The sequence below is a fragment of the Streptomyces sp. TBY4 genome, from assembly GCF_024213195.1.
Taxonomy (GTDB): domain Bacteria; phylum Actinomycetota; class Actinomycetes; order Streptomycetales; family Streptomycetaceae; genus Streptomyces.
Genome location: NZ_JANAVF010000007.1, coordinates 1 through 21,927, shown reverse-complemented (window position 1 = coordinate 21,927; position 21,927 = coordinate 1). Strand labels below are relative to the sequence as shown.

23 protein-coding genes are annotated in these 21,927 nt (G+C 72.9%); 12 read left to right on the top strand and 11 right to left on the bottom strand.

The genetic code is table 11. From position 1 onward, the window contains the following. Nucleotide 1: 1 nt before the first annotated feature. Nucleotides 2–1,444 (bottom strand): DUF3152 domain-containing protein, encoded by a 1,443-nt coding sequence (locus NLX94_RS18245; RefSeq protein ID WP_254384012.1) that lies wholly within the window; start codon nt 1,442–1,444, stop codon nt 2–4. Between the two features lie 4 nt (nt 1,445–1,448). Further along, a complete protein-coding gene (locus NLX94_RS18240) occupies nt 1,449–2,480 on the bottom strand; it encodes an alpha/beta fold hydrolase (protein WP_254384010.1) in 1,032 nt (343 codons plus the stop codon). 121 nt (nt 2,481–2,601) lie between these two features. On the opposite strand from NLX94_RS18240, the gene NLX94_RS18235 reads away from it, so the two are divergent. The 4 genes from NLX94_RS18235 (at nt 2,602) to NLX94_RS18220 (ending at nt 4,424) form a co-directional block, all read left to right on the top strand. After that, nucleotides 2,602–2,817: a hypothetical protein gene (locus NLX94_RS18235; protein ID WP_254384009.1), complete on the top strand. Its 216-nt coding sequence runs from the start codon at nt 2,602–2,604 to the stop codon at nt 2,815–2,817. Between the two features lie 146 nt (nt 2,818–2,963). Further along, a complete protein-coding gene (locus NLX94_RS18230) occupies nt 2,964–3,602 on the top strand; it encodes a TetR/AcrR family transcriptional regulator (protein ID WP_254384007.1) in 639 nt (212 codons plus the stop codon). A 130-nt stretch (nt 3,603–3,732) separates the two neighbouring features. Further along, nucleotides 3,733–3,960, top strand: coding sequence for a DUF3107 domain-containing protein (locus NLX94_RS18225; RefSeq protein WP_250741766.1), 228 nt, complete (start codon nt 3,733–3,735; stop codon nt 3,958–3,960). 161 nt (nt 3,961–4,121) lie between these two features. Next, nucleotides 4,122–4,424: a hypothetical protein gene (locus NLX94_RS18220; RefSeq protein ID WP_254384005.1), complete on the top strand. Its 303-nt coding sequence runs from the start codon at nt 4,122–4,124 to the stop codon at nt 4,422–4,424. A gap of 134 nt (nt 4,425–4,558) precedes the next feature. Here the strand turns inward: NLX94_RS18220 and NLX94_RS18215 are convergent, their stop codons facing one another. After that, nucleotides 4,559–5,317, bottom strand: a complete 759-nt coding sequence (locus NLX94_RS18215; RefSeq protein WP_254384003.1) for a ferritin-like fold-containing protein — start codon at nt 5,315–5,317, stop codon at nt 4,559–4,561. A gap of 465 nt (nt 5,318–5,782) precedes the next feature. On the opposite strand from NLX94_RS18215, the gene NLX94_RS18210 reads away from it, so the two are divergent. The 3 genes from NLX94_RS18210 to NLX94_RS18200 all read left to right on the top strand — a co-directional run bounded on the left by NLX94_RS18210 (nt 5,783) and on the right by NLX94_RS18200 (nt 9,083). Then, entirely contained in the window at nt 5,783–7,840 is a 2,058-nt protein-coding gene (locus NLX94_RS18210; RefSeq protein ID WP_254384001.1) for a DEAD/DEAH box helicase, read from the top strand. Between the two features lie 110 nt (nt 7,841–7,950). After that, a complete protein-coding gene (locus tag NLX94_RS18205) occupies nt 7,951–8,838 on the top strand; it encodes an alpha/beta fold hydrolase (protein WP_254383999.1) in 888 nt (295 codons plus the stop codon). Nucleotides 8,839–8,930: 92 nt separating this feature from the next. Continuing rightward, complete coding sequence (locus NLX94_RS18200; RefSeq protein ID WP_243335969.1) at nt 8,931–9,083, top strand: hypothetical protein; 153 nt, start codon at nt 8,931–8,933, stop codon at nt 9,081–9,083. An 84-nt stretch (nt 9,084–9,167) separates the two neighbouring features. Here NLX94_RS18200 and NLX94_RS18195 read toward each other — a convergent pair whose 3' ends face one another. The 4 genes from NLX94_RS18195 to NLX94_RS18180 form a co-directional block, all read right to left on the bottom strand. After that, entirely contained in the window at nt 9,168–9,773 is a 606-nt protein-coding gene (locus tag NLX94_RS18195) for a MarC family protein (protein WP_254383997.1), read from the bottom strand. 71 nt (nt 9,774–9,844) lie between these two features. Further along, nucleotides 9,845–10,711: a PHP domain-containing protein gene (locus tag NLX94_RS18190; protein WP_254383995.1), complete on the bottom strand. Its 867-nt coding sequence runs from the start codon at nt 10,709–10,711 to the stop codon at nt 9,845–9,847. A 193-nt stretch (nt 10,712–10,904) separates the two neighbouring features. After that, the gene (locus NLX94_RS18185; RefSeq protein ID WP_254383993.1) at nt 10,905–11,546 is read right to left on the bottom strand and encodes a DUF6758 family protein; all 642 of its coding nucleotides are present in this window, start codon (nt 11,544–11,546) and stop codon (nt 10,905–10,907) included. A gap of 89 nt (nt 11,547–11,635) precedes the next feature. Next, nucleotides 11,636–12,220 carry a suppressor of fused domain protein gene (locus NLX94_RS18180; protein WP_254383992.1) on the bottom strand — a complete coding sequence of 195 codons (585 nt, stop codon included), beginning with the start codon at nt 12,218–12,220 and terminating at the stop codon, nt 11,636–11,638. A gap of 409 nt (nt 12,221–12,629) precedes the next feature. Between NLX94_RS18180 and NLX94_RS18175 the strand changes: the two genes are divergently transcribed. Further along, entirely contained in the window at nt 12,630–13,754 is a 1,125-nt protein-coding gene (locus NLX94_RS18175; RefSeq protein WP_254383990.1) for a magnesium and cobalt transport protein CorA, read from the top strand. A 46-nt stretch (nt 13,755–13,800) separates the two neighbouring features. After that, nucleotides 13,801–14,316 carry a hypothetical protein gene (locus NLX94_RS18170; RefSeq protein WP_254383988.1) on the top strand — a complete coding sequence of 172 codons (516 nt, stop codon included), beginning with the start codon at nt 13,801–13,803 and terminating at the stop codon, nt 14,314–14,316. Between the two features lie 22 nt (nt 14,317–14,338). Here the strand turns inward: NLX94_RS18170 and NLX94_RS18165 are convergent, their stop codons facing one another. Next, entirely contained in the window at nt 14,339–15,118 is a 780-nt protein-coding gene (locus tag NLX94_RS18165; RefSeq protein WP_254383986.1) for a hypothetical protein, read from the bottom strand. 246 nt (nt 15,119–15,364) lie between these two features. On the opposite strand from NLX94_RS18165, the gene NLX94_RS18160 reads away from it, so the two are divergent. From NLX94_RS18160 to NLX94_RS18150, 3 genes are all read left to right on the top strand, one after another. After that, nucleotides 15,365–16,672, top strand: a complete 1,308-nt coding sequence (locus tag NLX94_RS18160; RefSeq protein ID WP_250741754.1) for a magnesium transporter MgtE N-terminal domain-containing protein — start codon at nt 15,365–15,367, stop codon at nt 16,670–16,672. A 187-nt stretch (nt 16,673–16,859) separates the two neighbouring features. After that, entirely contained in the window at nt 16,860–17,366 is a 507-nt protein-coding gene (locus NLX94_RS18155; protein WP_374683993.1) for a DUF1003 domain-containing protein, read from the top strand. Nucleotides 17,367–17,409: 43 nt separating this feature from the next. Then, entirely contained in the window at nt 17,410–18,579 is a 1,170-nt protein-coding gene (locus tag NLX94_RS18150) for an Mrp/NBP35 family ATP-binding protein (RefSeq protein WP_254383984.1), read from the top strand. Between the two features lie 59 nt (nt 18,580–18,638). Here the strand turns inward: NLX94_RS18150 and NLX94_RS18145 are convergent, their stop codons facing one another. From NLX94_RS18145 to NLX94_RS18135, 3 genes are all read right to left on the bottom strand, one after another. Next, a complete protein-coding gene (locus NLX94_RS18145; protein ID WP_254383982.1) occupies nt 18,639–19,352 on the bottom strand; it encodes a hypothetical protein in 714 nt (237 codons plus the stop codon). Between the two features lie 134 nt (nt 19,353–19,486). Then, nucleotides 19,487–19,936 (bottom strand): sec-independent translocase, encoded by a 450-nt coding sequence (locus NLX94_RS18140; protein ID WP_254384361.1) that lies wholly within the window; start codon nt 19,934–19,936, stop codon nt 19,487–19,489. A 118-nt stretch (nt 19,937–20,054) separates the two neighbouring features. Next, on the bottom strand, nt 20,055–21,524 hold the full coding sequence (locus tag NLX94_RS18135) for a S1C family serine protease (protein WP_254383981.1): 1,470 nt from the start codon (nt 21,522–21,524) through the stop codon (nt 20,055–20,057). Nucleotides 21,525–21,927 lie beyond the last annotated feature (403 nt).

The following is a 21,927-nucleotide window of genomic DNA, read 5'->3' as shown; positions in this document are numbered from 1 at the left end:
ATCAACTCCCCGGATACACCCAGGGGTTGGGCTTGCACTGGATGTTGTTGATGTCGAGGGACTTCGTCTGCTGCTGCATGATCGGGGCGAGCGCGCCCGGCGTCTGGCAGCTCACGTGGCCGTGGCCGAGCCGGTGGCCGACCTCGTGGTTGATCAGCATCTGGCGGTAGGCGAACATCCGGCCCGGGCCGTACGTCGCCGAGCCCTGCGCCCAGCGGTACGCGTTGATCATCACGCGGTCGGTCGACGCGGAGTCGCAGGAGACGTTGTCGATGGTGGTGTCGAGTCCGGACTTCCTGCACCAGACGCCGGTGGTCCCGGGGCTGGCGAGGGTGATCACGAAGTCGGCCTCGCCGCCCGGCACCCGCTCGAAGGTCTTCGTACCGCCGTGGCCCCAGCTCCGGTCGTCGTTCAGCGTGCGGTGCACGGCCTCGGCGAACAGCTGCGGATCCAGGCCGAGGCCCTGTTCCACGTCCACGCGGTAGCGGACCACCTTGCCCTTGCCGGGACCCTGCGCCACGCCGGGCACGGTGTCGAAGGCGCCGGAGCCCTGCAGCTTCTCGTCGATCGGGAACTGCTGCGCCATCTTCTGGTCGTACGTGAGCTCGGGCGCGGCCTGGACCGCCGTGGAGGCGTCCGGGGTGGGCCGGTCGTCGGAGCGGGAGGCGGCGGAGTTGCCCTGTGCGGCGTGGCTGTTGCCCTCGTCGGAGGCGCGCACGGGGTTCTTGCCGCTGTCGCCGTCGGAGGCCGCCTGGCCGGCGACGACGACGGCGAGCGCGACGGTGACGGCCGCGGCGGCCATCCCGGCGTACGTACGGCCCTTGCCGCCGCGCCCGGCCGCGGGCGGCGCCGCCTCGGCGGGGGCGGCCGGCGTACGGGGCGCGGGGATCCGGCGGTGCGACCCGGTGGTGGTGAAGGCGTCCTCGCGGACCGGGACCCGGCGGTGCGACCCGGTGGCGGTGAAGGCGTCCTCGGCGAAGGCGTCGCCTGCGACCGGGGGGACCACCCGGCGGTGCGAACCCGTCGCGCTCATCGGCGAGTCGAGGGTGACCTGCGGGAAGCCGACCGCGGGGGTGCCGAAGGCCGGGGTGTCGTACACGGGGGCCCGGTGGGCCGGGGCCGGGTGGACCGGGGCCTGCTGGACCGGGGCCTCGTGGACGGGCCGGGTGCGCGGGACGCCGCGCCAGTCCCCGTAGGTCACACCAGTACTGGAATCCGCGCCCCAGGCTCCGCCGGGCTCGTGCTGTTCGGGATGGCCGCCGCGCGCGCCGGACACCGGCTCGTGGCGCGGCGGGGCCGCGTACCCGCGGGGGGCGGCGGCCGGTTCGGCCCATCCGGCCGCGGCCGGGGCTGCGGCCCGGGCGCCGGCCTGTCCGGCCGGCTGCGGATGGCCTGAGCCGGGGCCGGGAGCCTGGACCGACTCCTTGCGACTATGTCGTCCCACGTCCTCAGCCCTTGCCGTCCTCATCGGTGTTCACGGTGTGCCCCGGCTCGCCGCCGTGCCCGTCGGCGGTGGCGTCCAGGAGTTCCCGGAAGGCGGCCGCGACCACCTCGGGGTACTCCATCATCGCCACGTGCCCCGCCTCGGGCAGGGACAGCAGCCGCGAACCCCGGAAGGCCGCGGCGGCCTTGCGCGCCATACGGTACGAGACGAGCTGGTCCCGGCCACCGTAGACCAGGAGGGTGGGTGCGAGCACCCGCTGTGCCTGGCGCCACAGTCCGTGCTGCCCGCCGAGGGTGTAAGCATCGACGATGCCGCGCGAGGAGCGGGTCATCGCGTCCCAGAAGTACGGCAGCGCGAGCCGCCGTTCCATTTCCTCGACGGCCGCCTCGAACGCCTCGGGCGTCACCCGCGAGGGGTCCCCGTAGCAGAGGTCCGTCACCCCCCGGGTGCGCTGCTCGGCGCTCAGACCGCGGGTGAGCCGCTCCAGGAGCCCGGCCGCGCCGGGTACGGCGAGCAGCGCGGTCGGCACGGCCGACTTCTGCACGCGCAGTTCGGGCAGGGCCGGGGAGACCAGCGTCAGCGTGCGCACCAGGTCGGGCCGGACGGCCGCGACCCGGGTGGAGACGGCGCCGCCGAGGGAGTTCCCGAACAGGTGCACCGGTCCGCGGCCGGCGGAGTCGAGGTGGCGGATGACGGCGCGCGCCAGCCCGGTGACGGAGTAGTCCCGGTCGGCGGGCGGCGGGGACCAGCCGAAGCCGGGCAGGTCCAGGGCCTCGCCGTCGACGGAGTCGGCCAGCCGCGCCATGAGCGCGGACCAGTTCTGCGAGGATCCGCCGAGCCCGTGGACGAACAGCGCGGGCGGCAGGCCGGCCCGGACCGCCGGGCGCACCCGTACGGTCATTTCCAGCCCGGGCAGCCGGTCGGTGCGCATCCGCTCCCCGTCGGCCACGCGCACGGCGCCCAGCTGGGAGGAGGGGAGGGACTGGTCGGATGCAGGGTCGGTGGACCGTACGCCCGGCAGCTCGGTCGAAGACATGGGGGCAATGTTACGAGACGATCACGCGGCTCCTCTTGTGTTCGCCGTCACAGATGCTTGCGGAACCGCCTAGCGGGGTATCCGCGATCCTCCTAGGCTCGTAAGTGGAAAGGGGTGTTCCATGACTGTCGACCCTGCGGAACCGGACACCTTCCAGTCAGAGCTGCGCGAAGCCCTCGACGTGGAGGCCCCCGAGGCGGACGCGGCGGAGCAGAACGCGGAGTTGAATCCGATCGAGGACGATCCCCTCACCCCCGTGGGCCAGCGCGAAGCCTCCGACGGGGACGCGGCCGAGCAGACCCGGGTGGTGGCCCTGGACGAGGACGACTACCGCTGAGCCAGCGCTGACCAGCATCTCCGGTGGGTAACCGGCGGTCCGTACCGCGAGAAAAGTCGGCTTGAACCCTCCAGATTCGGTTACCGAAAAGTACGATGGCCGCGCGGCGCAAGGCGCACTGTGTTCTAGAGAAAGTGGGAGGCGGCGTGACAGCCATCGAGCAGACCGAGGCAGCGCGTCCGCGGGGCACGCGACTTCCGCGCCGGGCCCGGCGCAACCAGCTCCTGGGCGCCGCCCAGGAGGTCTTCGTGGCGCAGGGTTACCACGCCGCGGCCATGGACGACATCGCGGAGCGTGCCGGAGTCAGCAAGCCGGTGCTCTACCAGCACTTCCCCGGCAAGCTCGACCTCTACCTGGCCCTCCTGGACCAGCACTGCGAGGCCCTGCTGCTCGCCGTGCGCACCGCGCTGGCGTCGACGAACGACAACAAGATGCGCGTGGCCGCGACGATGGACGCCTACTTCGCGTACGTCGAGGACGAGGGCGGCGCGTTCCGGCTGGTCTTCGAGTCGGACCTGACCAACGAGCCCGCCGTGCGCGAACGCGTCGACCGCGTCTCGCTGCAGTGCGCCGAGGCCATCTCGGACGTCATCGCCGAGGACACCGGCCTGTCGAAGGACGAGTCGATGCTGCTGGCCGTGGGCCTGGGCGGGGTCTCGCAGGTCGTGGCCCGGTACTGGCTGTCGAGCGAGAGCCCGGTCGCCCGTGACACCGCGGTGGGGCTGCTGACCTCCCTCGCGTGGCGCGGAATCGCCGGTTTCCCGCTGCACCCGACGGAGGGCTGAGCTTTCTGACCGGCGGGTGTTCGCTGCGAGCGTTTTCGCCGCGCGGCGGACACGTCCCCTCTCCGGGCTAATGTGGACCGGGTAACGGCGCGGCTCATCGCGCGAACCGGACCGTCGGAGGGACAAGGCCGTGGAGGTCAAGATCGGCGTGCAGCACGCACCCCGGGAGATCGTGCTCGAGAGCGACCTGAGTGCCGAGGAGCTGGAGAGCATCGTCACCGCCGCCCTGTCCGGCTCGGCGCCGCTGCTGAGCCTCACGGACATCAAGGGCCGCAAGGTCCTGGTGCCGTCCGAGCGCCTGTCGTACGTCGACCTGGGCGAGCCCAGCGTGCGCAAGGTCGGCTTCGGCGCGCTCTGAGCCCAGCGCTCCGGGCAACGGCCCCAGCACCGGAAGGTGCCCAGCAGTACCGAGAACGGCCCGGTGGAGTCCTCCACCGGGCCGTTTCCGTTTCCTCCGCTTCGGGTAGGAGCGCTGTAAGGAACGCTCCCCCGTACGCCCGCCGTCCGAGAGGAACACCCATGCTGCTGATCGAGGCGCTCGGCTCCGCACTCCTGGGCCTCGCCCTGTCCGGGGCGGCCGTCCGTGTGCTCGGCCCGCGGCTGCCCGCCTCGTGGACGGTGCTGGTGAGCGGAGTGGCCGGCGCCCTCTTCGGGGCGTACCTGACCCACACCGCGCTGGGTCCCGGGCACAACACCCTGTTCGCGACCCTCACCGGCGGTGTGCTGGTCTCGGCGGTGGTCCTGTCCCTGCTGCTGCGGCCCGCCGGCCGGACTGCGAGGCCGTCCGTCCGGACTCCGTTTTCGGTTCCGACACGGGGTTAGACGGCCCCACTGAGGCGGACCCGCTGAGGGAGCCCCCACCACGACAGCGGCCCCCGCGCGGAGCTTCCGCGCGGGGGCCGTCGTACGTCCGGGGCCGTCGTACGTCCGGGGCCGTCGTACGTCCGGGGCAGGGGCTACGCAGCCAGGCCCAGGGCCGCCATGCGCTTGGTGTGCGCCTTGGTGATGCGGGTGAACATCTCGCCGACGGCGGCCAGGTCGAAGCCGGCCGCCATCCCGTCCACGCCGCCGACCAGCATGGTGGAGAGCGCGTCGCGCTCGGCGACCACGCGCTGGGCCTGCGAGAGGGCCTCGCCCATCAGGCGGCGGGCCCACAGCGCCAGCCGGCCGCCGCAGCGCGGGTCGGCCTCGATGGCGGCGCGCACCTTCTCGACGGCGAAACCGCCGTGGCCCGTGTCGTCGAGCACGCTGACGACGAGCCCGCGGGTGTCGGTGTCGAGGTGGGTGGCCACCTCGCGGTAGAAGTCGCTGGCGATGGAGTCGCCGACGTAGGCCTTGACCAGGCCCTCCAGCCAGTCCGAGGGGGCCGTCTGGCGGTGGAAGTCGTCGACGCCCTTCGCGAAGGGCTCCATCGCGGCGGTGGCGTCCTCGTCGATCGCGGTGAGCCGGTCGCGCAGGCGCTCGAAGTGGTGGAACTCGGCGGAGGCCATCTTCGCGAGCTCGGCCTTGTCCCCGAGGGTGGGCGCGAGCTTCGCGTCCTCGGCGAGGCGTTCGAAGGCCGCGAGTTCGCCGTACGCGAGCGCCCCGAGGAGATCCACCACGGCGGCCCGGTACTGGGGCGAGGCGGAGGCCGTGGCCCAGTCCTGGGCGGCGATGCCGGCTGCCTCGGCGGGGGCGCTTTCGTCGGCGGGCGATGCGTTTTCAACGGTCGACATGCTCCGCACAATAGCTCGCCGAAAGGCACCGTGAACCACCTGCTCAGTCCACGTAAACGCGCCTACCTGGTGAATTCACCCGACACAGCTGCGCGATTCCGGGGTACAGTGGTAATGCGCCTGCCGAACACTCGGCGGGCCATCCGAATGAGGATGCCCGGTCGGTGGCCCGATCGGCTCCACCCGACCGCCCTCGGCGTGATGCGTACGCACATGCGTACCGCCTCCCACGAGGGGCCCCCTCAGCGGCATAAAGCGCCTGAGCGATGGCTCGTGGTCCCGCGCAGCTTCGTACGTACGTAGTAGTACTGCAAGCCCGGCACGGTACGACCCCCTTCGCCGCCTCGCGCCGCGTCTCACAGAAGAGGCAGCACCCTGACTACGTTCCGAGACCTCGGGATCTTTCCCGAGACGGCCGAAGCCCTTGAGGCCGTCGGCATTGTGTCCCCCTTCCCGATCCAGGAGATGACCCTCCCCGTCGCCCTTTCCGGCACGGACGTCATCGGCCAGGCCAAGACCGGTACCGGCAAGACGCTCGGTTTCGGCCTCCCCCTGCTGGAGCGCGTCGTCGTCCCCGCGGACGTCGAGGCCGGGCGTTCGACGCCCGAGCAGCTCACCGACGCCCCGCAGGCCCTCGTGGTGGTTCCGACCCGCGAGCTCTGCACCCAGGTCACCAACGACCTCCTCACCGCGGGCAAGGTCCGCAACGTCCGCGTCCTCGCCATATACGGCGGCCGCGCGTACGAGCCCCAGGTCGAGGCGCTCAAGAAGGGCGTCGACGTCATCGTCGGCACCCCGGGCCGCCTGCTCGACCTGGCCGGTCAGAAGAAGCTCGACCTCTCCAAGGTCAAGGCCCTCGTCCTGGACGAGGCCGACGAGATGCTCGACCTGGGCTTCCTGCCCGACGTCGAGAAGATCATGGGCTACCTGCCCGCGAAGCGTCAGACGATGCTGTTCTCGGCCACCATGCCGGGCGCGGTCATCGGCCTGGCCCGCCGGTACATGACCCAGCCGACGCACATCCGCGCCACCTCGCCCGACGGTGAGGGCGCGACCGTCGCCAACATCACGCAGCACGTCTTCCGTGCGCACAACATGGACAAGCCGGAGCTCGTCTCCCGCATCCTGCAGGCCGAGGGCCGCGGGCTCGCGATGATCTTCTGCCGCACCAAGCGCACCGCGGCCGACATCGCGGAGCAGCTGGAGAAGCGCGGCTTCGCGTCCGGCGCCGTCCACGGCGACCTGGGCCAGGGCGCCCGCGAGCAGGCGCTGCGCGCCTTCCGCAACGGCAAGGTCGACGTGCTGGTCTGCACCGACGTCGCCGCGCGCGGTATCGATGTCGAGGGTGTCACCCACGTCATCAACTACCAGACGCCCGAGGACGAGAAGACCTTCCTGCACCGCGTGGGCCGTACCGGCCGCGCGGGCAACAAGGGCATCGCCGTCACCCTGGTCGACTGGGACGACATCCCGCGCTGGCAGCTGATCAACAAGGCGCTGGAGCTGGACTTCCACGACCCGGTGGAGACGTACTCCACGTCCCCGCACCTGTACGAGCAGATGAACATCCCGGCCGGCACCAAGGGCGTCCTGCCGCGCGCCGAGCGCGTGCGGGCCGGCCTGAAGGCCGAGAACCTGGAGGACCTGGGCGAGACCGGCGGCCGCGGTGGCCGTGGCGGTCGCGACTCCGGACGTGACGGCGGCCGTGACCGCGGTCGCGACGGTGGACGTGACGGCGGCCGTGACGGTGGCCGCGGTGCCGCCGCCGCGGTCACCGAGGAGCGTCCGGCCCGGACCCCGCGCCAGCGCCGCCGCACCCGTGGCGGCTCGGAGCAGGGCGCCGAGGTCCTGGCCCCGGTGACCGCCGAGACCGCCCCGGTCAGCCCGGTCGCCCCGGCCGCGGCCGCGGCCGTCCAGGCTCCGGAGGCTCCGGCCGCCGACGAGGCGCGCAAGCCGCGCCGCCGCCGGACCCGGTCGGCCGCTCCGGCCGCCACCTTCGTCGCCCCCGCGGCGAAGCTGGAGCCCCTGGCCCCGTTCGTCAGGGAGCCCGAGCCGGACTTCCAGATCGCCCCGCCGTCGGAGCCGGTCCGGGAGCGCCGCGCCGGCGCCCCCCGGAGCAGCGCCCCGCGTGCCCGTGCGCCCCGCAAGGCCGCGGCCGCTCCGGTCGCCGCCGAGGTCACCCCGGTGGCCCCGGTCGTCGAGGTCGTCGCCCAGGCCGCCGTGGTCGAGGCTCCGGCCGCTCCGGCCGTCGCCGAGGAGGCTCCGGCCAAGCCGAAGCGGACGCGGACCCGCAAGGCCGCCGCTGTCGCCCCGGCCGCCGAGGCCGTCGCCGAAGCCGCCGCCCCGGTGGCGGAGGAGGCTCCGGTCAAGCCGAAGCGCACCCGGACCCGCAAGGCCGTCGCCGCCGCCCCGGAGGCCCCGGCCGCCGAGGCCGCCGCTCCGGTCGCGGAGGAGGCTCCGGCGAAGCCGAAGCGCACCCGGACCCGCAAGGCCGTCGCCAAGGCGGAGACCCCGGAGGCGTAACGCCCTTCCTTCCGATGGCCCCGGTCCCCTTTCGAGGGGGCCGGGGCCATCGGCGTTTCCCGGGGCCGGGAGTCCTCCCGTACGGGCGTACGGGCCGGTAACATCTGGCCATGAGCAAGCCGCCGACCCTCACGCTCCCGCCCGCAGCCCGTGCGCACCGCCTGGCCACGGCCCGCGGCGAGTTCGCCGTGCACGAGGCCGTGCCCGGCGGGCCGGCCCGCGGTACCGCCCTGCTGGTGCCCGGCTACACCGGCAGCAAGGAGGACTTCATCGGCCTCCTCGGGCCGCTGGCCGCCGCCGGGTACCGCGTGGTCGCCGTCGACGGCCGCGGGCAGCACGAGAGCGGCGGCCCGCGCACGCAGGCCCCGTACGCCCTGTCCGAACTGGCGCGGGACGTCCTCGCGCAGACCGCCGCCCTGGGCGCGGCCGGTCCGGTGCACCTGCTGGGGCATTCGCTGGGCGGGCTGATCGTCCGGGCGGCCGTGGTCCGCGACCCGGCCCCGTATGCCAGCCTCACGCTGCTGAGCAGCGGCCCGGGCGCGGTCTGCGCGGACCAGCAGGGCCGTACGAAGCTGCTGGTCTCGGCGCTGGAGTCGATGGGCGACAACATGCCGGGCATCTGGGCGGCCATGCGCGCCATGGACCCGCGCGACGCGCCCCCCGAGTCCCCGGAGCTCAAGGACTTCCTGCGCGCACGCTGGATCGGGACCGTCCCCGAGCAGCTGATGGTCACCGGGCGGGCGCTGATCGAGGAGCCGGACCGGATCGACGAGCTGGCCGCGGCGGCGCCGGGGCTCGCGAAACTGGTGCTGTCCGGGGAGTCGGACCCGGTGTGGCCGGTGTCGGAGATGGACGAGATGGCACGCCGGCTGGGCGCGGAGCGGGTGGTGGTTCCGGGGACGGAGCACTCGCCGAACGCCGAGGATCCGGCGGGCACGGCGGCGGCGCTGGCGGCGTTCTGGGGGCCTCTGACGTCTCCGGTACTTGTTAGTAGTTAGACAAGGAAAAAATTTCCTTAGCGTAGGGAATGTTTGCGGCTTACACTTCGTTAACCCTGTACAAGGAGAAACACTGACGAAGGGAGAAGCCCGTGCGCTTCGAGATTCTGCGCCTGGACGACGTCGACGGATCTGCCGTGGACAGCACCGTCGTGGACGCGGCCTCCGTCAACCGGATCGTGCAGCAGGCCGCCGCCGTCGGCCAGCGCATCCTGATCCGACCGGCCGAGACCGTGTCCAACTGACCGTGTCCACCTGACCGCGTCCATCTCACGACGACGCCCCCGCACCGGACCGGTGCGGGGGCGTTCGCATGCGCGGGGGGGGCGCTAGGAGGCCTCGATCACCTGGAGCACGCCGTTGATGATCTGCTGGACGGCGATCGCGGAGAGCATCATGCCCGCCAGCCGGGTCACGAGGACCACGCCGCCGTCCTTGATCACGCGGATGATGACGAGCGAGTAGCGCATCACGAGCCACAGCACCACGTGCATCGCGACGATCGCGGCCCACACCGAGAACTGGCCGGTGAACCCGTCGGCCTTCTGCACCGCCAGGATCACCGAGACGATCGCGCCGGGACCGGCGAGCAGCGGCATGCCGAGCGGGACGAGCGCGACGTTCACGTCCTTGGTCTGCTTCGGCTCGTCGGTCTTGCCGGTCAGCAGGTCGAGCGCGATGAGCAGGAGCAGCAGCCCGCCCGCGATCATCAGGGCCGGCACGGAGACGTGCAGGTAGTCGAGGATCTGCTGCCCGCAGAGACCGAAGACGGCGATGACGCCGAAGGCGACGCAGACCGCCTGCCAGGCCATGCGGCGCTGCACCTTGGCGGGGCGGCCGGAGGTCAGCGCGAGGAAGATGGGCGTGATCCCCGGAGGGTCCATAATCACAAAAAGCGTGAGAAAAAGGGATCCGAAGACGGCGAAATCGAGCACAGTGATGCCTTGCAGGTGAGGGGTGTCACGAAAAAAAGGGGGCGGTGGAGCGGGAGGGGCGGCGGCAGTGGTCAGCCGCGTACGCGTCCACCGGCGCCGGGGACCGGGAACGCCCCGGTGGCACGGCGGGTGATCTCGCCGTAGATCTCGGGGTCGGTCGTGTACTCCCCGAGGCGGCAGGTCTTGCGGCTGCCGTGGTAATCGCTGGACCCGGTGGTCAGCAGACCGAGATCGGCGGCCAGGCCGCGCAGGCGCTCGCGGGTGGCGGCGTCGTGGTCCATGTGGTCGACCTCGATGCCGTCGAGGCCGGCCGAGGCGAGGGCGGCTATCGCGCTCTCGGGCACGCAGGTGCCGCGCTTGACGGCGGCGGGGTGGGCGAAGACGGTGACCCCGCCGGCCGCCTTGACCAGGCGGATCGCGTCGAAGGGGTCGAGCTCGTGCTTCTCGGCGTACGCGCGGCCGCCGTCGGCGAGCCAGTCCGCGGTGAAGGCGTCCGACACGGTGGGCACGACGCCGAGCTCGACGAGGGCGGCGGCGATGTGCGGGCGGCCCACGGAGCCGTCACCGGCGATCCGGGCCACCTGCTCCCAGGTGACGTCCACCCCGAGGCCCTGCAGCTTGCCGATCATGGCCTGCGCGCGCGGGATGCGGTCGTCGCGTACGAGCTCCCGCTCGCGGTGGAGCTCGGGCTCCTCGGGATCGAAGAGGTACGCCAGCATGTGCATGCCGATGCCGTCGAGACGGCAGCTCAGCTCGGCGCCGGTCACCAGGGTCAGCCCCTGGGGCAGCGCGGCGACGGCCTCGCGGTATCCGGCGACGGTGTCGTGGTCGGTCAGCGCCACCACGTCGAGCCCCGCGGCGGCGGCATTGCGCACCAGCTCGGCGGGGGTGTCCGTACCGTCGGAGGCCGTGGAGTGGGCGTGCAGATCGATGCGCACAGCCGGACTCCAGGGTTCACGCGCGGACAGGGGACACTCCAGAGTACCGTCCGCATTTCCCGGCCCGGCCCCGCGTGACCGCCCGCACCACGCCTCAGCGCCGAACGGGCCCGCCCGGTCCGCCGGACGGAGTCCGGCGCAGCGCCGCGAAGCCGGGGAGGCGCCCCCGGCGCCGAGCCGCGCGAGCGGCGCGTCAAGAGGACAGAATGCGGGGGCTCAGGGCTCCGCAGGGGAGCAGTTCCACCTCGGCTCCCGCGTCGCGCAGGTCCGTCAGGACCAGCTCGTCGTACATGAGCAGGCCCGACTGTTCCGGCCAGACGATCGCCCACAGCCACAGCCCGCGCGCCTCGCCGGCGAAGACGGCCCGGTCCTCGGGGACGCCGGTGACGTGCCACAGCGGGGTCGGGCGCCCGGCGGCGACCACCTTGGCGTGCGGCGGGGCGGAGACGTTCATGTAGCGGCCCGGGTCGGGGGCGTCCAGCCCGGCGAACCGCGCGCCGAGGCCGACGCCCAGCTCCTCGGCGATCAGCAGCAGCTCGCCGATGCCGCCGAGCGGGCCGGGACCGGAGCAGGCCACGGCGGTGGCCCGGCTGCCGCTGCGGTCGTCACCGGCGGAGGCGATCCCGGTGAACAGCCACCCGACGGGCAGCGGCCAGGGCATCCAGACCGGTACCTGCGCCCGGTTCACGACCACGCCCAGGCCTTCGACGCTCGGCGGGATCACGGGCTGCAGGGGATGGACGGTGCCGTGCACCGCGCACTGCCAGGAGTCGGCGAAGAGACCGGGCGCCCTGACCCGGCCACCGCACTTCGGGCAACTCGGTTCGCCCCTCATAAGAAGCCACGCTCCTCCCCGCCGCGCGCCCCGTCAAGATGCGATCACCCGTCCGGGCGGCCGGGGGCGGCCGGGGGGCGGCCGGATGCTCAGTCCAGTGCGACTGCCGTACGCAGAGGGTCCCGCAGATCCGTGCCGCGCGCGAGCCAGCGTTCCTGCAGGGCGGCCGCTCCGTGGACCCGCTTCCAGGCCGCCTCGTTCGCCGTCATCGGCAGGAGCGGGAAGAAGGAGACGGGGTCCATCGGGTCGTCCAGGACCAGGTCCTCCACCAGTCCGCCGGGCTCGGCCACCAGCACGGAGGTGAACGGGGCCCCGTCCCAGAGGGGTTCGCCCACGTCCAGTGAGGCGCCGGGGGCCACGATGAGCCCCTCCACCTGGGGGGAGGCGGCCAGCACGGCCAGCGGCCGCAGCAGCTTGTCGGTGGGCGCGAGCCCGCCCCGTACGGTCAGGACCAGCTCCGCGCGCGGACCGCGGACCGGGTCGGCGACCACGGCCGTGGGGTCGGTCATGGGCTGGGCGGACATGCCGAGGGTCGCGTACCGCACGAGGTCCCCCTCGGTGAAGCGGAGGACTTCGAAGCGGTCGGTGCCCAGGAAGGTGACGGCGGCGCGGGCATCGGGTTCGCCGAGAGCGGCGCGCAGCCGGGCTTCCACAAGGGCCAGAATTTCTGCCATGGAGCGAGCATAGAACTCGTATCAGCCGGGTAAAGAGCGCCTCTTGACCATCCGTCGGCTGATATCGTTGACCGCTGGTCGGGGACGCTCTCAGAAGAGAAGTTTCAGTGCCCCGGCGACAGGACGTCCCTTACGGGGGACCGGCCGGAGGAGGTGGGGCTGCGGTGCATCGAAGTCGATCGCACAGTACGTGCGGTACCCCTCTCCCTTCCGCTCAGCCGACGGGCGCGCCGCGCCCTCTTTGATCCGCGCTTCTCCACACGCCGGACCGGTCGAAGAGCGAGGAAGAACTGTGTCCTCCCGCCCTGATCCTTCCGCCTGCCCTCCCGGACTGCCGACCGGGTGAGCGTGCGTCAGGAAGGACCTCCCACCCGTACGGTCCGCAGCCGTGCGCGAGAAGGAGCCTGCCATGTCGATGCTGCCCTACCTCCGTGCCGCCGTCCGTCCCGGACTGCGCAGGTCCACTCCGGCCCAGCCCGGCTACGACACCACCCGCGACCCGTCCGCGAACAGCGCGGTGGTCGACTGCGCCGTGTACCGCGACGGGCGGCGCGCCGGGGACGGGCGCGGGGCCGCCTGTCTGACGCCCCGTGAGGCGCTGCGCGCGGTGCGCGAGGACGGCGGCTTCGCCTGGATCGGGCTGCACGAGCCGACGGAGGCCGAGTTCGCCGGGATCGCCGCTGCGTTCGGGCTGCACCCGCTCGCGGTGGAGGATGCGGTGCACGCGCACCAGCGGCCGAAGCTGGAGCGCTACGACGACACCCTGTTCACCGTCTTCAAGACGATCCACTACGTCGAGCACGCCGAACTCACCGCCACCAGCGAGGTGGTGGAGACCGGCGAGGTGATGTGCTTCACCGGCCCCGACTTCGTCATCACCGTCCGGCACGGCGGCCACGGCTCCCTCAAGGGGCTGCGCCACCGCCTCCAGGACGACCCGGCGCTCCTCGCCAAGGGGCCCTCCGCGGTCCTGCACTCCCTCGCGGACCACGTGGTCGACGGGTACATCGCCGTCGCCGCGGCCGTCCAGGACGACATCGACGAGGTGGAGAGCGAGGTCTTCGCCGCCCCCGCCAAGGGCAGTGCCCGCGGCGGCGACGCGGGCCGCATCTACCAGCTCAAGCGGGAGGTGCTGGAGTTCAAGCGGGCCGTCTCCCCGCTGCTGCGCCCCATGGAGCTGCTCAGCGAACGGCCGATGCGGCTGGTGGAGCCCGACATCCAGAAGTACTTCCGGGACGTCGCCGACCACCTGGCCCGGGTGCACGAGCAGGTCGTCGGCTTCGACGAGCTGCTGAACTCCATCCTCCAGGCCAACCTGGCGCAGGCGACCGTCGCGCAGAACGAGGACATGCGCAAGATCACCTCCTGGGCGGCGATCATCGCCGTGCCGACGATGATCTGCGGGGTGTACGGGATGAACTTCGAGCACATGCCGGAGCTCCAGTGGCGCTACGGCTATCCGATGGTGATGGCCGCCATCGCCGGGACCTGCTTCACCATCCACCGGGCCCTGCGCCGCCACGGCTGGCTGTGAGCGCACTGGCTGTGAGGGTGCGCGGGGCCCTGGCTACCCTGTGCGCATGACTCTCAGCGCGCTCGATCTGGCCCTCGTCGAGGAGGCCACCAAGAAGTCCGGCCTCATCTGGGTCCGCGGCTCCGGGGCCGACCGCGGCCTGTGGCACGCCTGGGTGGACGGCGCGGCGCACGTGCTCGGCGACGGGCCCGGTGAGCAGCCGTTCCCGGGGCTGGCGGACGGGGCGGCGGCCGAGGTGACCGTGCGCAGCAAGGACAAGGGCGGCCGGCTCGTCGCGTGGACGGCGACCGTACGCGAGCTCGTGCCCGGCAGCGAGCCGTGGGAGGCCGCCGTGGCCGAACTCAAGGGCAAGCGGCTCAACGCGCCCGACTCCGCCGAGATGACCGACCGCTGGGCGCGGGAGTGCCGGCTGCTGCGCCTGGAGCCGGAGTCGGTCCGCACCGCCCTCCCCGTGGACTCGCTGGCGGCGGCTCCGCTGGACTCCCCCGCGATCACCCGGCAGCCCATCCCCGCCGGGCTGCCGAAGCTGCTGCTGAAGCGGAAGAAGAAGGCTTCCCGCTAGAGCGGACGGGGCCCGGACTCCGTTAGCCCTGCGGGTTGGCGCCCTGGCCGGAGCCCTGGGGGGCGCCCTCCTGCTCCTTGGTCGTGGGCAGTTCCGAGCCGTAGTCCACCGTCTGGTCCGGCGCGGGCGCGGTGAGCTCCACCGGTGCGCCCCATTCCGCGAGGGTCACCCGGCCGGCGCCGCCCGCGCGTTCCATGAGGAGCGGGTAGGGGGTGCCCTCCAGGGAGACCGAGAGCTTGCCGCCCTTGCCCTTGTCCGCCGAGACCTGGACGGCCCGGGTGGGGCCGACCTTGGTGTAGTCCTCGCCCTTGCTGAGCGTCCCTTCGAGCCCGAGCAGCCCGTCGAGCATGACCTGCATGTCGGTGAAGCCGCGGAACTGCTTGTAGGAGGGGTCGCCCTCGGGCACCTTGACGAACTTGTCGCCGAGCTTGCCGGCCGCCTCGGACTGGCCCCAGAAGGCGGTGCCCGCCTTGAGGTAGAGCTGCTCCCCGACCCGCAGCAGCTGGAAGGTGGTGTCGTCCTGGGACTTCACCTCGCCGGAGCCGCCGTCCGCCCCGAGCCGCATGTCCAGGGTGAAGGACTTGCCGCCGCTGACCAGCGTGCCCGAGAGGTGGACCGACTGGGCCCCGGTGACGGCCGTCCGCGCCCTGTCCTCGATCTGGTCGGCGGACAGCTTGCCGACCCCGTTCGTCCCCTCGTCGGGATCCGCCCCGCACCCCGTGCCGACGACGGCCAGGCCCGCGCAGAGGGCACTGACGAAGGCGGCCCGGCGCAGCCGCGGGGCGGGGAAGTAGGCGGTCACGGGCAGGTGTCCCTCTCGTAGCGTCGGCGAGCAGCTGGCAGCGTACCCGCCCGTACGCGGGCCTCCGCGCGGCGCCCGCGCGCAGCCCGTACGGACGCGCGTGCGCAGGCCCCGGGGGCCCCGGGCGGGCACCGGGCGGACGCCCGGGCGGGCGGGCCCACCAGGAGGTTGTGTGCGGTACGGGCTAACCTGAGGGACGGCAGTACCGGTGATCGACGGATGACGCAGCTCGTAGGAGGCGCTCGGATGGCGGCAGGCGCCCCACGGATCTTCGTCTCGCATCTGTCGGGTGTGCCCGTCTTCGACCCCAACGGCGACCAGGTGGGCCGGGTCCGCGACCTCGTCGCGATGCTCCGCGTGGGCGGCCGGCCGCCCCGGCTGCTCGGCCTGGTGGTCGAGGTCGTGAGCCGGCGCCGGATCTTCCTGCCCATGACCCGGGTGACGGGCGTCGAGTCCGGCCAGGTGATCACCACGGGCGTGGTCAACATGCGCCGCTTCGAGCAGCGTCCCACCGAGCGGCTGATCCTCGGCGAACTGCTGGACCGGCGGGTGCGCCTGGTCGCGGACGACGAGGAGGTCACCGTCCTGGACGTGGCCATCCAGCAGCTGCCGGCCCGGCGCGACTGGGAGATCGACCGGATCTTCGTACGGAAGGGCAAGTCGGGCGCGCTGCGGCGGCGCGGCGAGACCCTGACGGTCGAGTGGTCGGCGGTGACGGGCTTCTCGCTGGAGGAGCACGGGCAGGGCGCCGAGAACCTGGTCGCCACCTTCGAGCAGATGCGCCCGGCGGACGTGGCGAACGTCCTGCACCACCTGACGCCGAAGCGGCGCGCCGAGGTGGCGAGCGCGCTGGACGACGACCGGCTCGCGGACGTCATGGAGGAGCTGCCCGAGGACGAGCAGGTGGAGATCCTCGGGAAGCTGAAGGAGGAGCGCGCGGCCGACGTCCTGGAGGCGATGGACCCGGACGACGCGGCCGACCTGCTCTCGGAGCTGCCGGAGGACGACAAGGAGCGGCTGCTGACGCTGATGCGGCCGGACGACGCCGCCGATGTGCGGCGCCTGCTGTCGTACGAGGAGAACACCGCGGGCGGTCTGATGACCACGGAGCCGATCGTGCTGCGGCCCGACGCGACGGTCGCCGACGCGCTGGCCCGCGTACGGCAGTCGGACCTGTCTCCGGCGCTGGCGGCGCAGGTGTACGTGTGCCGGCCGCCGGACGAGACGCCGACGGGCAAGTACCTGGGCACGGTGCACTTCCAGCGGCTGCTGCGCGATCCGCCGTTCACCCTGGTCAGCTCGATCGTGGACACGGGCCTGGCGCCGCTGCGGCCGGACGCCTCGCTGCCGGTGGTGACCAGCTACCTGGCCGCGTACAACATGGTGGCGGTCCCGGTCGTGGACGAGAGCGGCTCGCTGCTGGGCGCGGTCACCGTGGACGACGTACTGGACCACCTGCTCCCGGACGACTGGCGGGAGACGGACTTCCACTCGGAGGCTCCCGGGGGACCCGAGGACTCCGAGCGCGCGGAAGGAGCCCTACGTGGGAACTGAGCGGGGGCGCGGCGAGCGCGAGCAGGCACGCGACCGGCGCAAGGAGCAGATCCGGGAGCGGCGCGAGCAGGCCCGGGCGCAGGCGCGCGAGTACGGGCTGGCGGAAGCGGCGGCGGAGCGGGCGGAACGTTCCTCCTTCGAGCGCGGCGAGCGGGCGAAGGCCGGCCAGTCGACCGGGTCGAGCGCGCTGTCGCGCTCGCGGACCCGGCTCGACCTGCCGCGCCCGGCCCGCAGGCGACTGCTGCCCGAGTACGACCCGGAGGCCTTCGGGCGGCTCTCGGAGCGGGTCGCGCGGTTCCTCGGCACGGGCCGGTTCATCGTCTGGATGACCGTCGTCATCATCATCTGGGTGCTGTGGAACATCTTTGCGCCCGGACACCTGCGCTTCGACCAGTACCCCTTCATCTTCCTGACCCTGATGCTGTCGCTCCAGGCCTCCTACGCGGCCCCGCTGATCCTGCTGGCGCAGAACCGGCAGGACGACCGGGACCGGGTCAACCTGGAGCAGGACCGCAAGCAGAACGAACGCTCGCTGGCCGACACCGAGTACCTGACCCGGGAGATCGCGGCCCTGCGGATGGGTCTGGGCGAGGTCGCCACGCGCGACTGGATCAGGTCCGAGTTCCAGGATCTGATCAAGGAGATGGACGAGCGGCGGCTATTCCCCGCCGAGAGTGACGAAGGCGACCGCTAGCGGGCTTTCCTGAGGCCCGCCACCGCGCCGTACCATCGGGGGCATGGCTACCGACACAAGCTCCGCCTCCGCCGCTGCCGTGCCCGAACAGGACGCGATCCTGGACGCGCTGGCGACGGTGAACGACCCCGAGATCCACCGGCCGATCACCGAGCTGGGCATGGTCAAATCGGTGGAGATCGGCGACGGCGGCGAGGTCGCCGTCACCGTGTTCCTGACCGTGTCGGGCTGCCCCATGCGCGAGACCATCACCAACCTGGTCACCGAGGCCGTCCAGAAGGTCCCCGGCGTCACCTCGGTCGCCGTCACGCTGGACGTGATGAGCGACGAGCAGCGCAAGGACCTCGCGGCGACCCTGCGCGGCGGCACCGCCGAGCGCGAGGTCCCCTTCGCCCAGCCCGGCTCGCTGACCCGCGTCTACGCGGTCGCCTCCGGCAAGGGCGGCGTCGGCAAGTCCTCGGTCACCGTGAACCTGGCGGCGGCGATGGCGGCCGACGGCCTCAAGGTCGGCGTCGTCGACGCCGACATCTACGGCCACAGCGTGCCGCGCATGCTCGGCGTGGAGGGCCGCCCCACCCAGGTCGAGAACATGATCATGCCGCCGTCGGCGCACGGCGTAAAGGTCATCTCCATCGGCATGTTCACCCCGGGCAACGCGCCCGTGGTGTGGCGCGGTCCGATGCTGCACCGGGCCCTCCAGCAGTTCCTGGCCGACGTGTTCTGGGGCGACCTGGACGTGCTGCTGCTCGACCTGCCGCCGGGCACGGGCGACATCGCGATCTCCGTGGCCCAGCTGGTGCCCAACGCCGAGATCCTCGTCGTGACCACCCCGCAGCAGGCAGCGGCCGAGGTCGCGGAGCGGGCCGGCTCGATCGCCGTGCAGACCCACCAGAAGATCGTCGGCGTCGTCGAGAACATGTCCGGGCTGCCCTGCCCGCACTGCGACGAGATGGTCGACGTGTTCGGCTCGGGCGGTGGCCAGAAGGTCGCCGACGGCCTGACCAAGACGGTCGGCGCGACGGTCCCGGTGCTGGGCTCGATCCCGATCGACGTCCGCCTGCGCGAGGGCGGCGACGACGGCACCCCGGTCGTCCTGTCCGACCCCGACTCCCCCGCCGGCGCGGCCCTGCGCGCCATCGCCGGCAAGCTCGGCGGCCGCGCCCGCGGCCTGGCCGGCATGTCGCTGGGGATCACCCCGCGCAACAAGTTCTGACGCAGCAAAAGGGGGGCCGGCGGGGGAATCCCCTCGCCGGCCCCCCTTCTGTTCGCGTCCTACTCGTACGCCGCCAGGTCCCCGATCACCGAGAAGCCGATCCCGTACGCGCTCATCCCGCGCCCGTACGCACCCAGGTGCACCCCGCTGCCGGTCGAGCCGGCCAGGACCCACCCGAACTCCGACTCGCGGTAGTGGAACGGCGTCGGCTCCCCGTCCACGGGCAGCGACAGCGTCGACCAGTCCGGCCCCGAGAGGTCGTCCGCGAGCTCCCACGCGGCCTCGGTCTGCTGGTCGAGCCAGTCGTCGCGCAGGCTGTGGTCCATCTGCCCCGGCCAGCTGTAGGCCAGCAGCCCGGAGCCGGCCAGCCAGGCCGCCGAGGAGACCGAGGTGGCCTCCAGGACGCCCGTGCCGTCGGCGGTGCGCCGCAGCGGGTTGCTCGCCACGGTGACGACCACCGCGAAGCGCTCCTTCTCCCCGGTGGCGATCTCGCCGCGGGCGGAGGGCTCGTCCCCGTGACCGGTCGAGCCGTGCTCCACGCTGCCGTCGGCCCCGGCGGCGACCTGCATCAGCCAGCGGGGGCCGGTGAAGGCCCCGTCCAGCCCGTACCAGGGGAAGTCGGCCCGCAGGTACCCCTCGGCGGCCCGGCGGGCCGCAGGGACGGGCGGGGCGGTCGCCTCCGGGGGCTGCGGAAGGTCTGCTGCTGGTGCGGGGGCTGGCGTCTGCGCCTCGGCGGGCTGCGTGCCGACGCGGCTACTGCTCGTCGTCTCCATCGATGCGGCCTCTCGTTCCGTGGGATCCGGAACGGCCCACCCCCCTCGGGCGTCCTGGGTCCGGACTCAAAGGAGGATAGCCATCCGACCGCGGTTCACCGGGCAGGCGGGCGCGCGCGTGGTCCCGGGTGGCGTCAGGTCGCGTCGGCGTCGTAGCGCGTGCGCTGCTCCTGCGCCGGGGGGACGGGCTTCTTGACCATGTCCGGTCCGGCGCCCGGCGCGGCGGCGGGGAGGGCGCCGCCGGCGGCCGCGGCCGCGTCGGGCTCCTTGCCGTTGACCGCGTCGGTGACGTCGGTGAGTTCCTTGCGGAGATCGAAGCTGCTCCGGATCTCCTTGAGGTCCTCGTTCTCGGTCAGCTGCTTGCGGATGAAGTTCTTCGGGTTCAGGTCCTCGAACTCGAAGTCCTTGAATTCCGGGCCGAGCTCGGAGCGGATGTCCTGCTTCGCACTGTCGGAGAACGCGCGGATCTTCCGGATGACGCCCGTGACGTCCTGGATGACCTTGGGCAGCTTGTCCGGGCCGAAGATGAGAATGGCGAGCACCACGATCGTGACCAGCTCGAGTGCGCCTATGTCGTTGAACACCTTGCCCCGCTCCTCGGCTCTCTTCACGTCAGGCCTGTCACACGGTACCCGGCCGGGTCCGCAGTCCCCTACACCAGGACCGGCGGATTACCGGACCCGTCCTGCTTTCATCCGCCCGTCACGAACCGTTCGCCGATCCGAGGACCACTTCCAGCGTGCGCTCCCGGCCCTCGCGCAGCACGGTGAGGGTGAGCCGGTCGCCCGGCCGGTGGGCCCGGATCTTGATCACGAGCTCGTCGCCGCCGTGCACGCGTACGCCGTCGACCTTGGTGATCACGTCGCCCGGCGCGATGCCCGCCCGGGCGCCGGGACCGCCGGCGGTGACGGTCGGCTTGCCGTCCGCGCCCTTCTTCTCCGCCACCCGGGCCCCGTCGCCGGTGTAGTCCATGTCCAGGGTGACGCCGATGACGGGATGGGTGGCGCGGCCGGTGCGGATCAGCTCCTCGGCGACGCGCTTGCCCTGGTTGACGGGGATGGCGAAGCCGAGGCCGATGCTGCCGCGCTGCTGTCCGGAGCTGTCCTTGCCGTCGCCGCCGCGGATGGCGCTGTTGATGCCGATGACCTGGGCCCTGGCGTCGAGGAGCGGGCCGCCGGAGTTGCCGGGGTTGATGGGGGCGTCCGTCTGGAGGGCGTCGACGTAGCTGACGTCGCTGCCGTCGCCCTTGTCGCCGCCGGCGGTGATGGGGCGGCCGGTGGCGCTGATGATGCCGGCGGTGACGGTGTTGGAGAGGTCGAAGGGGGCCCCGATGGCCACCACCGGGTCGCCGACCTCGACGTTCTCGGAGTTGCCGAGCGCGAGCGGCCGCAGGCCCCGTACCCCGTCGACCTTGACGACGGCCAGGTCGTACCCGGTGTCGCCGCCGACCAGCTCGGCGGGGACGCTCTCGCCGGTGCTGAAGGTGACCGTTATGGTCCGGGCCCCGTTCACCACGTGGTTGTTGGTGAGGATGTGGCCCTGCCCGTCGAGGACGAAGCCCGTGCCCGTGGAACTGCTCTCCGCGCCGTTGACGTGCAGGGTGACCACGCCGGGCAGTGCGGTGGCGGCGATCCCGGCCACGCTGTCGGGAGCCCGGCCGCGACCGGCGGGGGCCGCCTGCGGGAGTTCGAGGCGGGTGCCGGCCTGCCGTTCGGCGAGGACGCCGGCGTAGCCGCCGATGCCGCCGGCCAGCAGGGCGGTCCCGAGGCCGAGGACGATGCTCTGGCGCAGTCTCGTCCGGCGGCGGGAGCCCGCCCCGCCGTGGTCCACCGTCTGCAGCGGCCGCGCACCCCACGGGTCGTACCGCGGCTCCGGCCCCCGGTCCGGCTCCGCGCCGGGCACCGGCACGGTCCGCGGGGGCGGTACGAAGGCCTCGCGCGCGCCGGCCGGATCCGCGGGGCGGCTCCACCACTGGGGAACGACCTGTGCGGGAACCGGATCCGGGGCCGACTCCGGGCCCGGCTCCGCGTCCGCCTGCGCTCCTGATCCCGCCCGAGGGGGCGGTACGGAGGCCTCGTGCGCGCCGACGGGCTCCGCCGGGCGGCTCCACCACCGGGGCACGCGGGCGGGGACCGGATCCGCTGCCGGATCGGTCTGCTGACTGTCGGACATGGGCGCTCCCCGCCTACCTGTCGGTCTCCGCCGGCCGCCCGGGGCGGCGCATCTGGCGGAGATTCAACCAGGTTGCCCGTGCCGCCGGCGCCGCCCGGCCCCCAGTCCGCCTTTTCCGGATCTTGCCGGTCAGGCCCGCGTCGTCCGGCGCCGTGCCTCGGCGCCGGGCGGCGTAGGCCAGGCAAGATCCGGAAGAGACGGCCTGGCCCGGCGGCAGCCGGCCTAGGGGGTGTCCGCAAAGTCCCGCCTGCCCCGCGACGCCTGGCACGCGCTCTCGGCGCACCGGGCGAAATCCCGAGTACGTCCAGTACGCGGGCCTCCGCCCGGCACACCGAGAGCACGCGCCAGACGCCGCGGGGCCGCCCTGCGGGCGGCCGGCGGGACTTTGCGGACACCCCCTAGC

Excerpts from the sequence above, each read along its gene's own strand:
- NLX94_RS18240 (WP_254384010.1), bottom strand. The coding sequence starts at position 2,480 with ATGTCTTCGACCGAGCTGCCGGGCGTACGGTCCACCGACCCTGCATCC.
- NLX94_RS18235 (WP_254384009.1), top strand. The coding sequence starts at position 2,602 with ATGACTGTCGACCCTGCGGAACCGGACACCTTCCAGTCAGAGCTGCGC.
- NLX94_RS18220 (WP_254384005.1), top strand. The coding sequence starts at position 4,122 with ATGCTGCTGATCGAGGCGCTCGGCTCCGCACTCCTGGGCCTCGCCCTG.
- NLX94_RS18215 (WP_254384003.1), bottom strand. The coding sequence starts at position 5,317 with ATGTCGACCGTTGAAAACGCATCGCCCGCCGACGAAAGCGCCCCCGCC.
- NLX94_RS18210 (WP_254384001.1), top strand. The coding sequence starts at position 5,783 with ATGACCCTCCCCGTCGCCCTTTCCGGCACGGACGTCATCGGCCAGGCC.
- NLX94_RS18205 (WP_254383999.1), top strand. The coding sequence starts at position 7,951 with ATGAGCAAGCCGCCGACCCTCACGCTCCCGCCCGCAGCCCGTGCGCAC.
- NLX94_RS18185 (WP_254383993.1), bottom strand. The coding sequence starts at position 11,546 with ATGAGGGGCGAACCGAGTTGCCCGAAGTGCGGTGGCCGGGTCAGGGCG.
- NLX94_RS18180 (WP_254383992.1), bottom strand. The coding sequence starts at position 12,220 with ATGGCAGAAATTCTGGCCCTTGTGGAAGCCCGGCTGCGCGCCGCTCTC.
- NLX94_RS18175 (WP_254383990.1), top strand. The coding sequence starts at position 12,630 with ATGTCGATGCTGCCCTACCTCCGTGCCGCCGTCCGTCCCGGACTGCGC.
- NLX94_RS18170 (WP_254383988.1), top strand. The coding sequence starts at position 13,801 with ATGACTCTCAGCGCGCTCGATCTGGCCCTCGTCGAGGAGGCCACCAAG.
- NLX94_RS18160 (WP_250741754.1), top strand. The coding sequence starts at position 15,365 with ATGGCGGCAGGCGCCCCACGGATCTTCGTCTCGCATCTGTCGGGTGTG.
- NLX94_RS18150 (WP_254383984.1), top strand. The coding sequence starts at position 17,410 with ATGGCTACCGACACAAGCTCCGCCTCCGCCGCTGCCGTGCCCGAACAG.
- NLX94_RS18145 (WP_254383982.1), bottom strand. The coding sequence starts at position 19,352 with ATGGAGACGACGAGCAGTAGCCGCGTCGGCACGCAGCCCGCCGAGGCG.
- NLX94_RS18135 (WP_254383981.1), bottom strand. The coding sequence starts at position 21,524 with ATGTCCGACAGTCAGCAGACCGATCCGGCAGCGGATCCGGTCCCCGCC.